The sequence below is a fragment of the Massilimicrobiota sp. An105 genome (genome assembly GCF_002161155.1).
Lineage (GTDB): Bacteria > Bacillota_I > Bacilli_A > Erysipelotrichales > Coprobacillaceae > Allocoprobacillus > Allocoprobacillus merdigallinarum.
Genome location: NZ_NFLY01000054.1, coordinates 1 through 13,384, shown reverse-complemented (window position 1 = coordinate 13,384; position 13,384 = coordinate 1). Strand labels below are relative to the sequence as shown.

The 13,384-nt window shown below is 32.7% G+C and carries 12 protein-coding genes; 2 read left to right on the top strand and 10 right to left on the bottom strand.

Translation table 11 applies throughout. From position 1 onward, the window contains the following. Positions 1 to 123: 123 nt before the first annotated feature. The 3 genes from B5E48_RS12045 to B5E48_RS12035 form a co-directional block, all read right to left on the bottom strand. Positions 124 to 1,125 (bottom strand): hypothetical protein, encoded by a 1,002-nt coding sequence (locus B5E48_RS12045; RefSeq protein ID WP_087305293.1) that lies wholly within the window; start codon positions 1,123 to 1,125, stop codon positions 124 to 126. A gap of 124 nt (positions 1,126 to 1,249) precedes the next feature. Beyond that, positions 1,250 to 2,797, bottom strand: coding sequence for a glutamine-hydrolyzing GMP synthase (gene guaA, locus B5E48_RS12040; RefSeq protein WP_087305291.1), 1,548 nt, complete (start codon positions 2,795 to 2,797; stop codon positions 1,250 to 1,252). A 12-nt stretch (positions 2,798 to 2,809) separates the two neighbouring features. After that, complete coding sequence (locus tag B5E48_RS12035; protein WP_087305289.1) at positions 2,810 to 4,087, bottom strand: adenylosuccinate synthase; 1,278 nt, start codon at positions 4,085 to 4,087, stop codon at positions 2,810 to 2,812. Positions 4,088 to 4,247: 160 nt separating this feature from the next. On the opposite strand from B5E48_RS12035, the gene B5E48_RS12030 reads away from it, so the two are divergent. Then, positions 4,248 to 5,129, top strand: coding sequence for a LysR family transcriptional regulator (locus B5E48_RS12030; RefSeq protein WP_087305288.1), 882 nt, complete (start codon positions 4,248 to 4,250; stop codon positions 5,127 to 5,129). A 333-nt stretch (positions 5,130 to 5,462) separates the two neighbouring features. Here the strand turns inward: B5E48_RS12030 and B5E48_RS12025 are convergent, their stop codons facing one another. From B5E48_RS12025 to B5E48_RS12000, 6 genes are all read right to left on the bottom strand, one after another. Next, positions 5,463 to 6,515 carry a molybdopterin-binding protein gene (locus B5E48_RS12025; protein WP_087305286.1) on the bottom strand — a complete coding sequence of 351 codons (1,053 nt, stop codon included), beginning with the start codon at positions 6,513 to 6,515 and terminating at the stop codon, positions 5,463 to 5,465. Between the two features lie 100 nt (positions 6,516 to 6,615). Further along, positions 6,616 to 7,050: an MG284/MPN403 family protein gene (locus B5E48_RS12020; RefSeq protein WP_087243974.1), complete on the bottom strand. Its 435-nt coding sequence runs from the start codon at positions 7,048 to 7,050 to the stop codon at positions 6,616 to 6,618. 52 nt (positions 7,051 to 7,102) lie between these two features. After that, a complete protein-coding gene (locus B5E48_RS12015; protein ID WP_087243973.1) occupies positions 7,103 to 7,840 on the bottom strand; it encodes a tyrosine-protein phosphatase in 738 nt (245 codons plus the stop codon). Positions 7,841 to 7,852: 12 nt separating this feature from the next. Further along, complete coding sequence (locus B5E48_RS12010) at positions 7,853 to 8,494, bottom strand: TatD family nuclease-associated radical SAM protein (protein WP_087305284.1); 642 nt, start codon at positions 8,492 to 8,494, stop codon at positions 7,853 to 7,855. Next, positions 8,491 to 9,321 (bottom strand): pyridoxamine kinase, encoded by an 831-nt coding sequence (locus B5E48_RS12005; RefSeq protein ID WP_087243971.1) that lies wholly within the window; start codon positions 9,319 to 9,321, stop codon positions 8,491 to 8,493. Before B5E48_RS12005 ends, B5E48_RS12010 begins: the two co-directional genes overlap by 4 nt. Positions 9,322 to 9,701: 380 nt before the next feature. Continuing rightward, complete coding sequence (locus B5E48_RS12000) at positions 9,702 to 10,814, bottom strand: IS110 family RNA-guided transposase (protein WP_087305282.1); 1,113 nt, start codon at positions 10,812 to 10,814, stop codon at positions 9,702 to 9,704. A gap of 240 nt (positions 10,815 to 11,054) precedes the next feature. On the opposite strand from B5E48_RS12000, the gene B5E48_RS11995 reads away from it, so the two are divergent. Further along, positions 11,055 to 11,651, top strand: coding sequence for a pentapeptide repeat-containing protein (locus B5E48_RS11995; protein WP_087305279.1), 597 nt, complete (start codon positions 11,055 to 11,057; stop codon positions 11,649 to 11,651). 77 nt (positions 11,652 to 11,728) lie between these two features. Here B5E48_RS11995 and proS read toward each other — a convergent pair whose 3' ends face one another. After that, positions 11,729 to 13,165, bottom strand: coding sequence for a proline--tRNA ligase (gene proS, locus B5E48_RS11990; RefSeq protein ID WP_087305277.1), 1,437 nt, complete (start codon positions 13,163 to 13,165; stop codon positions 11,729 to 11,731). Positions 13,166 to 13,384: the final 219 nt, after the last annotated feature.

The following is a 13,384-nucleotide window of genomic DNA, read 5'->3' as shown; positions in this document are numbered from 1 at the left end:
ATCAATATCTGAAGGTGATTTTTATAATACAAAAAATCACTTTGCAATTTGAAATTCAACTCCCACAAGAAGAGTTGAATTTAAATATACAAAGTGGAATTTAGTTTTTCATTTCACCTAAAATTAAAATATATAATTTTCAATTTGACAAATTAAACCATTTAATAATTTATAAATTTCATTTTTTGTTGAAAAATAATCTAAATCAAATGCTTTATAAGTCAACCCTTTTAATAAATCATCTTCTACAATTTCAGTTTCATTTAAATATTGTCCTAGTCCATAATGAGCTAAACAATTCCTAAAATTTCTATTTTTATATGATGAATTCAACATAAAATTCGTATTGTTACAAGAGTTTATATCTTGAATGAAATCACATAAATAATAGTAGAGTAAATATGCAAATTTTAATTTTTGAGGAATTTCTTCTTCAAAATAAAGATTTACAAATTCTATAACATAGTTGAGAGAACAGAGTATTGAAAATAAAACAAAGCCTAAATTTGTTTTGACCTTTAATGGACAATTTTTATAAAAATGAAAATCTTTATAAGTTACTCGTAAATTTTTGTTATATTTATATGAGCCTGATTCAACACATCCAAAATGTGCTGCTATTGCTCCACAAATGCAGCTCATTTCTTTAATAAAAATATCCACATTTCTATTTCCTAATATATTAACAGGATTATACAAATCACACAGAATTGTATTACCACAAAATTTTCCCATAATTAAATCTGTTCCCACATTATAATATCCAAGTAACTTCTCTCTCAATCTTCTAATTTTATAAAAATAATCATCATGTTCTTTAAACTTATTCAAAATTAATAACTCAAAATCTTTATAATTCAATTCAAAAAGTTTATGACTATTTCGCAATGTAGTATAATATTCTTTCTCATCCCCTGAGAACTGAGGAAAATTTAATCCTACTTTCTTACTCCATTGCTCTGCACCATCAGTAAAAATTCCAATATATGGTTGACTCATTAAAATATAATTACTATCTATATTTTTGGCATTTTGATGTATATCAACAATAGTGTAAATAAATCTTGCATCACTTTGAATTAAATCATATGCTGCTTGTTGTATACAATTAAAATTTTCATTCAAATCTATTCCCCCCCTATTGCTTTCATATCGAGCATTTATCCAAATAAATAAAATTACTAAAAAAGCGCCTATATCACATAAAGGCACTTTTTCAATACGTCTAAACCACTCGGTACTATTATACTTACTCGAATTCTATAGTCCCAGGAGGCTTCGATGTAATATCATAGAATACTCTATTGACACCACGAACCTCGTTAATAATTCTTGACATCACTTTATTTAAGACTTCATAAGGAATTTGTGCTGCTTCTGCAGTCATGAAGTCAATTGTATTGACAGCACGTAAAGCAATTGCATAATCATAAGTTCTTTCATCACCCATGACACCAACAGAACGCATATTTGTCAGTGCTGCAAAGTATTGACCAATTGTACGATCTAATCCAGCATTGGCAATTTCTTCACGATAAATAGCATCTGCATCTTGTACAATTCTGACTTTTTCAGCAGTCACTTCGCCAATAATACGAATACCAAGTCCTGGTCCTGGGAATGGTTGTCTGAATACTAAATATTCAGGAATACCTAATTCCAATCCCACTTTACGAACTTCATCTTTAAATAAATCTCTTAATGGTTCAATGATTTCTCTAAAATCTACATAATCAGGAAGTCCACCTACGTTATGATGTGACTTGATCACCGCAGATTCTCCACCTAATCCACTTTCAACAACATCTGGATAGATTGTTCCTTGAACTAAGAAATCAACAGCACCAATCTTTTTCGCTTCTTCTTCAAAGACACGAATGAACTCTTCACCAATAATTTTTCTTTTGGCTTCAGGTTCAGTCACACCTTTTAATTTTTCATAATATCTTTCTTGTGCATTTACTCTAATGAAGTTTAATTCATATGACCCTTCAGGTCCAAAAACAGCTTCCACTTCATCACCTTCGTTTTTACGAAGTAATCCATGATCAACAAATACACAAGTCAATTGATTTCCAATCGCTTTAGAAAGAAGAACTGCTGCTACTGATGAATCCACTCCACCAGATAAGGCACATAAAACTTTTCCATCTCCAACTTTTTCTCTAATCGCTTTGATTTGTTCTTCAACAAATGAGTCCATACGCCAATCTCCTGAACATCCACAAACATTCAAGACAAAGTTAGATAAAATTGTTTTTCCATATTCTGTATGTAAAACTTCAGGATGGAATTGAATGGCATACAATTTCTTTGCTTCATTTTCACATGAAGCCACTGGACAATCTTTTGTATAAGATGAAATCTCAAATCCATCAGCAATCTCAGAAATATAATCAAAATGACTCATCCAGCAAGTTGATTCTTTAGGCACATCTGTAAATAAAGCTGAATTTTCTTTACTCACAATTAAATGAGATTTTCCATATTCTCTGACATCAGCACGTTCTACTTTACCACCTAAAACATGTTGCATTAATTGTGCCCCATAACATAATCCTAAAACAGGAATACCAAGTTCAAACAATTCTTTTGAATATGTAGGTGAATCTGCTTCATAACAGCTGTTAGGTCCACCTGTTAAAATAATTCCCTTAGGATTCATTTCTTTAATCTTTTCAAGATCTGTTTTATATGAATAAATTTCACAATAAACATTACATTCTCGAACACGTCTAGCCACTAACTGATTATACTGACCACCAAAGTCTAAAACAATGACTAATTCTCTCTTCACTCATTTCCCTCCTTAAAATTGAATATCTTTTAAAACAACTGTCTGTTCTCTATCTGGTCCTACTGAGAACATGACAATTGGACAATGAATTAATTCTTCAATACGTCTGATATAATTTTGACAATTGAGTGGTAATTCTTCAAAAGATTTCACATGTGTAATATCTTCTTTCCATCCAGGCATTTCTTCATAAATAGGTTCCACTTCTTCAATACCTTTAATTGTAGAAGGTAAACCATGAATCACTTCACCTTTATATTTATAAGCTTTACAGATTTTAATGGTATCTAAACCACTTAAAACATCCAATAACATCAAAGCAATTCCTGTTAAACTAGACATTCTACGTGATTGATTGACAACCACAGCGTCAAACCATCCTGTACGTCTTGCACGTTGTGTCACTGTTCCATATTCATGTCCTCTTTCACGAATGAAATCTCCAACTTCATCATGTAATTCTGTTGGGAAAGGTCCAGCTCCTACACGTGTTGTATATGATTTGATAATCCCAATTGCTTCTTTAATATATAAAGGCCCAATACCAGTCCCTTCACTTACGCCATTAGCGCCTGGATGAGAGCTTGTGACATATGGATAAGTTCCATAATCAATATCCAACATAGCACCTTGAGCACCTTCAAATAACACTTTACGATCTTCACGTAAATATTGATCTAACAACATTCCTGTATCACAAACAAGTGGTTTGATCACTTTGGCATATTCTTTATATTCTTCAAAAATACTTTCAACAGTGAATTGTCCTTCTAATTCAGGATATTCCATCACTTTCATTGGGAAAGTTTCTTTTAATCTTTCTAAAAATAATTCTTCATCAATAAACTCACCCATACGAATACCAATACGACTATACTTATCAATATAACATGGACCAATTCCACGTTTTGTTGTCCCAATGCTATGATCTCCTTTTCTTGCTTCCTGAATCGCATCAATTTCAAGATGATAAGGTAAAATCACATGACAACGATCACTCACACGAATCTTACTTGTATCAATACCCGCATCATTTAAATATTTGACTTCTTCCAAAAAGGCTTTAGGATTAACAACCATCCCATTTCCCATAATGACTTCATGTCCACTAAAAATTCCAGAAGGTATTAATTTCAATGCAAATTTCTTTCCATCATACACAATTGTATGTCCTGCATTGTTTCCTCCTGCATAACGTACAACAACATCAGCTTTTTGGGCAAGATAATCAGTAACTTTTCCTTTACCTTCATCTCCCCACATGCTTCCTACTACAACCACACCAGCCATAAAACTTCATCCTTTCTTTTTTACATCAATATTATATAAAATATGACTCTTATATACAATCAAAATTTATCATAATTGACGTATCAACACTTCTATTATAAAATAAAACAAAACATTAGTAAAATTAATATTTAAAAACATTGATATAAGGAGAGCTAATATGAACATTAAACTAGAACAATATAAAATCTTTAATGAGGCCGCCTCAACGCTTTCTTTTTCTCTGGCTGCCAGAAATCTCTTTATTTCACAATCCGCTGTCAGTCAGGCCATTCGTCTTTTAGAAAAAGAATTACATACGCAGCTATTTATTCGTCAATCTAAAGGGGTTATTTTGACTAAAGAAGGACAAATCCTCCATCAGAAGATTTCTGAAGCCTTATCCTTAATTACCAGTGCTGAAAATCAAATTGCCCATTTTCATGAATTAAATCAGGGAGAATTACTTATAGGTGCCGGTGACACATTAAGCGAAAACTATATCATGCCTTATCTTGTTCTTTTTCACCAGCATTATCCTCATGTCAAAATCAAGATGGTCAATCGTACCAGTCTGGAAATCATAGACTTATTAAAAACAGGAGATATTGATTTGGGATTTATTAATATGCCTCTTTATGATGAAGCCATTACCATTCGTGAATGTTTACAAATTCATGATATTTTTGTCAGTTCACATCAAGACTCTCATTCATATACAATGGAAGAACTTGTGAATGAACCTCTCATCATGTTAGAGAAAAATTCAAATTCCAGACAGTTTGTTGATGACTATTTTGCTATGCAAGGTTTCTTATTAAACCCCAGCATTGAACTGGGTTCTCATAATCTCCTTTTAGAAGCTGCTAAAAATCATTTAGGAAAAGCTTGTGTAATTAAAGAATTCTCACAACATGAACTGGATAGTCACCAGATTTATGAAGTGAATCTCACACATGCTTTACCTAAACGTAGCATTGGATATGCTTATCTTTCACGCAAGACATTGACTCCAGCCACAGCCAAATTCATTGAACTTTTACCAGTTTTTCAAAATGAATGACATAAGAAAAGAGCGATATACCCTGAAATATCGCTCTTTTCTTATATCGATCCATAGCGCTGCTGTTCACTATTTGGCTGTTAGACTGCTGCCTCTAACAGGGATCATTTTGAGTAAATTATATGAATACTTTGCTTTCCATGTATATCGAGGAATATTATGATATGATATACACATTGTCCCTTTGGACAACTCCTATTATATATAAAGTTTGTTTTCATGCAACTGAAAATTTAAAATTATGTCGATTTTATCAATATTTTTTCAATTTTATTAAAATGTAAACACTTTCACTATACAAACATAGGAATAGTTTTCAAAAGTACCATATTTTTACTGATTATGTCTCACTATATATTGGTAGAGTTTTGCTACAAATCTAGCCTCTACTTTCGCATAAGAATATTCAGCTTTCACAAATGTTGGAATTTCAAAATAATCATCATTCATAGATACACAGACAACTTCTCCAAGAGATTCCTGTCTTGTATCAACCATGATATGAATATTAGCAGACTCATGCATCAATGGTTTCAACCATTCATCATAAAAACGAAAGTCACCAAGATATGTCAAAGAAATTTTGGGCTGTTTTTTGAGTACAGCTGCTTTTAAATCTTTTTCTTGAATGATATATTCAGCCATACGGTGTTCTATTTCCATTTTCACATCTTTCATCAAAGCATCAGCCACCTCTTGAGAAGATGCTTTAACAGCCAAACGAATACGTACTGTTTCTTCTCCAGCATATAAGGCTATAGAAACATCTTTTTGACCTTCAATCAAATCTCTCAACATTTCATCAATCTTACTTTCACCAATAAACATTGTTAAATATTCATAAGTATAAATCGTATCTTGTTTCCATTTGGTAAGATAAGGAATCAAAGAGTGTTCAACAACATATTGCAGTTCTTTAGGTGGACCAGGTAAATTAATGATCATACGTTGTCCATCAGACATGGCACAGCCATTAGCTGTTCCCATATCATTTTCTAAAATATAAGCGTCTCGAGGATAATAAGCCTGCTTAAAATTATTGTCAGGAACCTGGTCAACACCTGTACAATAGCGACATTTGATATCTACTTTTCGTGCTTCTTCTTCATTATAAACCATTTCCAAGCCTAAATACTTAGCTGACAGTTCTTTAGTCAAATCGTCTGTCGTAGGTCCGAGTCCTCCTGTTGTGATGACACAGTCAGCCCCACGTTCAAAAGCAATCTTTAAACAATCATATAATCTTTGAGGGTTATCACCCACAACACTTTGATAATACACATTAAATCCTAAATCTTTGCATACCTTTTGTAAAAGTGTGGCATTGGTATTCACAATTTCACCCAATAATAATTCTGTTCCAACATTCATAATTTCTACATTCATCAATCAAATCTCCTTATATCCATTCCATAAACCATGTCTATGTTTGATTTCTTATTTCTATTGTATAAAATAAATGTCTATTTTTCTACTCTTTTTCAAACTATGACTCCAACAAAGATAAAATTTCCTCTTCACTCCAAAATATCTGAATACACTCTATAAATTCATCCAAAGCTCTATGTTTCATACGATAATAACTGGCACGTGAATAAAAGCTCATCCACCATGAAGCCTGATAATAATTAATATACTCATGTTCAATAAATTCATAAGTGTCTTTTGATAAATGATTATGTATCTGATGAATAATCCCAACAAAACTTTCTAATTTCTGTTTACGCTCTAATTGCTTAATCATTTTCTCATCACCATTATGATATGAAGATGATGTGTCTTTCACTTTAAACATATCAACCTGTGGATAATAATTATAATGCTGATTCAAATACAAGATATCTAACTGGGCTCTTTGATAAGTTTTATAAATTTTCCTTGCGACATGATCCTTCTGTTTTAAAGTTAAATGTTTTTCCATAAAAAATCCCTCCTAATACTTATATACGCATTTTAGAGGGCATTTTTCTTTTTTAAATTGTAAAATTCTCAATTAATTGTTCAATTTCTTCATTTTTTAACCCAATTTCCAATAAATACTCTTTAGCACTACCATAATGTTCTCTTAAATAATCCAATAATTCCATCATATATCGAGGTGAAGATCTTAAATATTGTTTTGCTTCTTCATTATCCATCATTTGTGCCAAAGACGCATTAATATCTATATTATTTTCATAAGATTCACTATAATCTTTCACAATATCATATTCATGACAGCCAATCAGATCCAACAATAAAGCTGCAGTGACACCTGTACGATCTTTACCAGCAGAACAATGAAACATAACGCCTTCATAAGGATATTTCACAAAGATATCAAACAATTCTTTAAATTTATGTTTCATCCCTTCTAACATATAAATATAGACACCACCTAAGTCTTTATAAGTTTTCACTTCTTCAGGAACAATAGCGGCTTTAGTAGAATCAAATAAATTCACTTCATAATAATCAATATCTTTTTCATTTTGAAATGGATTAGGCTGACACTCTTTTTCAAAATCACTTCTTAAATCAATCACAACCTTAACACCATAATCCTTTAAAGTCTGAATGTCTTTTGAAGTTGCATAAGTAGGTGCAGCTGCTCTGATATACTTATGAGCACGACTATACATTCCACCCTGTGTTTCATAACCACCTAAATCTCTTGTATTAACCATTTTCTCTAATTGAATCTGACGTTCTTCTCTTGTCATATATAGCATATTTTCACTCTCCTACTCTTCAAAAGGACGGACACGTAAAGTCACGCCTAAATCATCACAAATTGCCTGACATTTCTTTATTTTCTCTTCACCAATAATATCCACAACACTCATCACAACAAATGGAACATACTCTAGGCAAGACTTTGCAAAATCAAGCATAGCCTGAAAAGACTCTATCCCAAAACGACTGCGTGTTAATGCATCATATTCCTTAGCATCAGGAGCATTTAAACTGATCGAAACTGTATCAATTCTTCCCTTGAATTCAGGTGTTACATCTCTTTGATGAATCAAACAAGCTAAACCATTGGTATTAACACGAATAGGTAAATCTCTTCGAAAATGCTTTAAAATCCCTGCAATCTGTATCACATCTTCTACTCTTTCTAATGGTTCACCAAAACCACAGAAAACAACTTCATGGAAATCATCTAAATCATATTTTTGAAACTCTTTAATCACATCTTCAACAGTCGGTTCCTCTTCAAGCCATAAACTATGTCCTTCTTCCATTTCCTTTGTCTGTCTTAAACAAAATGTACAGGCACAAGGACAACGATTGGTTAAATTAACATAAACTGTGACATCTTCTAATGAAGCTAATTCACTGATATCCTGATAACCATTGCCGTGTATTGTATATAAAATCATAAATCTTCTCCTAACTCATATAAATATTCTTCAAAGCTCAAGCCATAATGATGAGGGACATGTGTCTGTTCACAAAAGCGAATACATTTTGAAGCAAAGGCTGTTGCTTTTTTGACACTTTCATAAAAACTCAATCCATTCAAATAGCTTCCTGCTATAACAGCCGCAATAACATCTCCTGTTCCACAACGATCTTTACCAATGCGATCCACCATTACAATCTGATAATCTTCATGTTTATTATAAATAAAATTTAAAATCTGTTTATCATTAAACGGTATACCTGTCACAACAATATGAGATGGTCCTTGTCTTGATAACTGTTCACACATCTCTTTGAGTTCATCAAATGACGGCAAAGACTCAGGGTAAGGGCGATCAACTAAAGTGACAAGTTCAGTTAAATTCGGTGTCATTAAATCCGCATATTGAATCAGTTCTTTCATCTTCTGACACATGGCAGGTGTATATGTCTTATACAATTTTCCATGATCTCCCATCACAGGATCCACAAGAATAAACGTTTCTTTTCTTTTAAAAGTCTGAATAAAATCAATCACAATATCAACCTGTTCTTCAGAACCTAAAAAACCTGTCGCAATGGCATCAAATTCTAAATGCAGATCTTTATAAGTCTGGATATAATCTTTCATCCTTGATGTATAATCATCAAAATAATAAACGGGAAATTGGGTATGGGTTGATAAAATAGCGGTAGGAATAGGAACAGCCTGTATCTTCATAGCGGATACAATAGGTGCCATAGCCGCAATCGCACATCTTCCAAATCCTGTCATATCATTAATTAAAGCAATCTTCTTTTGCATACTTACACCTGTTATGAAGTGACCTTTGTCAAGACATAAATTCACAATTCATAATATTTTTTATTCAATTGTGCCATCAAAGGCATACAAAGACCCCATAATGAAGATTTTGCGACAGTTAACCACTCTGTTATTCGTGGGTTGGTTACCAAAAGGTTAATGGTTCGTCGTCAAACTCTACAATCTCACTACGTGGATCAGTGATATTTCATATAAATAATTATCGCGACATATTATTTATATTGTCACTGCCATAAGAGGTGTATCTTAGATAGTTGAACCTGTTTTCTTATTTTGAGGTCCATCTATGCCTTTGATGATTCTGTCTTTTTTTGGCTACCTCATAATCTCTCCTTTCTTTGAGAATTTATATATCCTTTTTAATTGATATGTCCTGTTTCTATTCCCCATACAAAGCATGATAATTCTCTGGCAATCGCTGTTATCGCGATATTTCTATTGATTCCTTTTAATATCATTCTGTGATATTTCTTTTGTAATCTTATAACCGCTTTGTCCGCATAATCGATGACCTTCACATCCTGTCCCTTTTGTTTTGATATGACTTTCTTTCCTTTTTTTCCAACTGTTCCTCTTACTAGTACTTGTGCACATTCTACCAGTGTTTCTCTTACCACTGCATTTCCTTGCTTAGTTATGCTTAATCGTTTGTTTTTATCTCCGCTTGAATCTTCTCCTGGAGTTAATCCGCAATAGGATGAAAAAGCATTGGCTGTTGGAAATCTGTTAAAGTCGGAGATTTCTGCATGTAAAGTCATCGCTGCTGTTGTGTCTATACTCTTTAAACAGCGTAATTCGCCTATCTTTTCTTTGTATGGCTCTTCCTGAGATAATTCTTCTAGTTTATGCTGGAATCTGCCTATCTTCGTTTCCAATAATTCCAACTGCGATAAATATTCATCCAATATCTCTCTGTACATTGGATCCAGTTTCAGTTCTTTCAACCATTTGATATGTGATGGTATCCATCTGGACTTTCCTTCATATCTGTATCCAAGTCGTAATACAAAGGCATTGATATGCTGTTTCACTTTTTTTGATTCACCTTTAAAATCATTCATCATTCTAATGTACTCTTTAACTTCCACATCATGATCATTAGGTACATAAACTGATTTATATGATTTATTGGCTAAATTTGTTGCGATCATTTGGGCATCTCTTTTGTCGTTCTTCACCACTTTATTTTTGGCTGAACGATGCATCGTTGAAGGTGCCAGGATATCACAGGCAATCCCTTTTTCTTTTAATTGCCAATAAAGTGAATAACCTAAACATCCTGCTTCATAGCCAACCAATACATCTGCATCTTTCTGTGCTTTTTTCATTGCATTATTGATGAATTTTTCAATAAGTTTCACATCTGGACTGATCTTAGTTTCTCCTAATATTTCTCCAGTATCTCCATCAATTGCACATAAACTATAAGATTTTTTATGGACATCTGCTCCAATATAAACTATACTTTTCATAGTGACCTCCTATTGTCGTTATGGTAACGATTCTGTAATTTGTTTTTCAATCTAATTATGAATCTAAATCCACGTTTTGACAACTAGGAGGTCACTTCATATTATCTCATTTTTATCCTATTTTATCACAAACACATCTAAAAAAGAAGAAATGTATCTTGAAAAGGAACAACTCTGTATGATTTCATTTTCCATCATTCTATGTTATGATAATGAAAAATATCAGAAAAGGAGTTCATTATGGATAAGCATTGTTTCAAAACAGATTTAACTCAAGATACAATCATAGATCAACATTATCAGGATGAAGCTATTTTTGATAGTCATTTCAAACATAAAGACTTTCAACATTGTCAGTTTGAACATATTGATTTTCAAGATGTTTCTTTTGAAAACAGTTATTTTGTCAATGTCACTTTTATTCATTGTGACTTATCTAACATCAAGTTGAATCATACACTTTTTAGACATGTCCGTTTTGAAAACTGTAAATTGATGGGTATTGACTTTTCTGAATCCATCTTTGATCAGGTCACTTTTCAAGAATGTCTATGCTCATTTGCGAATTTTGCATTCATGCATAATAAAACAGTGCAGTTTCAACATTGTTGTCTACAAAATGCCAGTTTTGTAGAAGTCAAAATGACAAAAACAAGCTTTGATGAATGCGATTTACGACAATGTGAATTTCTCCATGCTTCACTTTCTCATATTGATTTATCTTCATGTCAGATTGAAGGCATCATGACATCTTCTCAAGATATTGCTGGGGCTATCATTGCCTATAATCAGGCTCCAGCTCTCATCCATTTATTAAAAGTCAAAATCAAGGAATAAAAAAACTATGGTGATTAGAAGTGAACTTCATGATTTGGAAATTCAAATCATGAGGTTCATTTCTTTTTTCCATAGTTTTAATATGCTCTTGCAAAATAAACAATATGTTTTGCTTTCTTACCACAAATTGGACAAACCCCATCAGCGTGGGCATCTGTATCAATACAACGTGATGTTGCAGCTGTGTCTTCTTTGATCTTCACTTCACATGCTTCATCACCACACCAAGGCATTTTAACGTAACCACCTTTGTTATTTAAAACGTCTTTAAATTCTTCATAAGTTGTGACATCAGTGATATGTTCATCTCTAAATTTTAAAGCTTTCTGATACATTTCTTCATGAACTTCATCTAGTAAATGAGCTAATTTTTCTGGTAATGTCTCATCAAGAGCTAAAGTTAATTTTTCACCATTTACACGTTTAGCGACAACACATTGACCATTCTGTAAATCTCTTGGACCAACTTCTAAACGTAATGGAATACCACGCATTTCAGCTTCTGAGAACTTCCATCCTGGTGATTTGTCACTCGCATCCACTTTCACACGGATACCTTTAGCCTGTAATTGAGCCTGAAGTTCATAAGCTTTATCTAAGATTCCTTCTTTTTGTTGTTGAATTGGAATAATCATCACTTGTGTTGGTGCGACTCTTGGAGGTAATACTAACCCATTATCATCACCATGAACCATAATAATCGCTCCAAGTAAACGTGTTGAAACACCCCATGAAGTCTGATAAACATATTTAAGCTGATTATCTTTGTCTAAGAATTTCATATCAAAAGCTTTCGCAAAACCATCACCAAAATAATGTGATGTTCCAGACTGCAATGCTTTTCCATCATGCATTAGAGCTTCAATTGTATATGTTTCTTCTGCTCCTGCAAATTTTTCTCTTTCTGTTTTTCTACCTGTTACCATTGGAATAGCCAATAATTCTCTGGCAGTTGTTTCATAGATCTCCAACATACGCATTGTTTCTTCTTTCGCTTCTTTTGCTGTTGCATGAATCGTATGTCCTTCCTGCCATAAAAATTCTGAACCTCTTAAAAATGGTCTTGTTGTTTTCTCCCAACGCACAACAGAACACCATTGATTATATAATTTTGGTAAATCACGATAAGAATTGACAATCTTTGCATAATGTTCACAAAATAATGTTTCAGATGTTGGACGAATCAATAAACGTTCTTCCAATTCATCTAATCCACCACGTGTGACAACTGCACATTCAGGCGCAAATCCTTCAACATGATCAGCTTCTTTTTTTAATAATGATTCAGGGATTAACATCGGCATATAAACATTTTCATGTCCCGTTTCTTTAAATTTTTTGTCCATATAGGCTTGAATCATTTCCCATAACGCATAACCATATGGGCGATAGATAATAAACCCTTTGACACTTGAATAATCCATTAATTCGGCTTTACGACAAACATCTGTATACCATTTCGCAAAGTCTTCATCTCTTGATGTAATCGCATCATTTTTTACTTTATTTGCCATTTTTTTCTATACCCCTTCTCTAATATTTACCTTACTATTATACAAGAATTTAACTAAAAAGCAATTAGGACTCGACTTTTTCTTTTTCAAAAACCAAATCTCGTAAATTGAAAAACTAAATTCCATCCCTAAATCAATTTATATGGAATTTAATTTTACAAATCCAATGATAGAATTTAATTCTGCAAACTTTTATAATAATAGTGGGTATTCCTTCTA

Bases quoted from the DNA above. Each gene is read 5' to 3' on its own strand.
- B5E48_RS12035 (WP_087305289.1), bottom strand. From the start codon at position 4,087: ATGGCTGGTGTGGTTGTAGTAGGAAGCATGTGGGGAGATGAAGGTAAA.
- B5E48_RS12030 (WP_087305288.1), top strand. From the start codon at position 4,248: ATGAACATTAAACTAGAACAATATAAAATCTTTAATGAGGCCGCCTCA.
- B5E48_RS12025 (WP_087305286.1), bottom strand. From the start codon at position 6,515: ATGAATGTAGAAATTATGAATGTTGGAACAGAATTATTATTGGGTGAA.
- B5E48_RS12020 (WP_087243974.1), bottom strand. From the start codon at position 7,050: ATGGAAAAACATTTAACTTTAAAACAGAAGGATCATGTCGCAAGGAAA.
- B5E48_RS12015 (WP_087243973.1), bottom strand. From the start codon at position 7,840: ATGCTATATATGACAAGAGAAGAACGTCAGATTCAATTAGAGAAAATG.
- B5E48_RS12010 (WP_087305284.1), bottom strand. From the start codon at position 8,494: ATGATTTTATATACAATACACGGCAATGGTTATCAGGATATCAGTGAA.
- B5E48_RS12005 (WP_087243971.1), bottom strand. From the start codon at position 9,321: ATGCAAAAGAAGATTGCTTTAATTAATGATATGACAGGATTTGGAAGA.
- B5E48_RS12000 (WP_087305282.1), bottom strand. From the start codon at position 10,814: ATGAAAAGTATAGTTTATATTGGAGCAGATGTCCATAAAAAATCTTAT.
- B5E48_RS11995 (WP_087305279.1), top strand. From the start codon at position 11,055: ATGGATAAGCATTGTTTCAAAACAGATTTAACTCAAGATACAATCATA.
- proS (WP_087305277.1), bottom strand. From the start codon at position 13,165: ATGGCAAATAAAGTAAAAAATGATGCGATTACATCAAGAGATGAAGAC.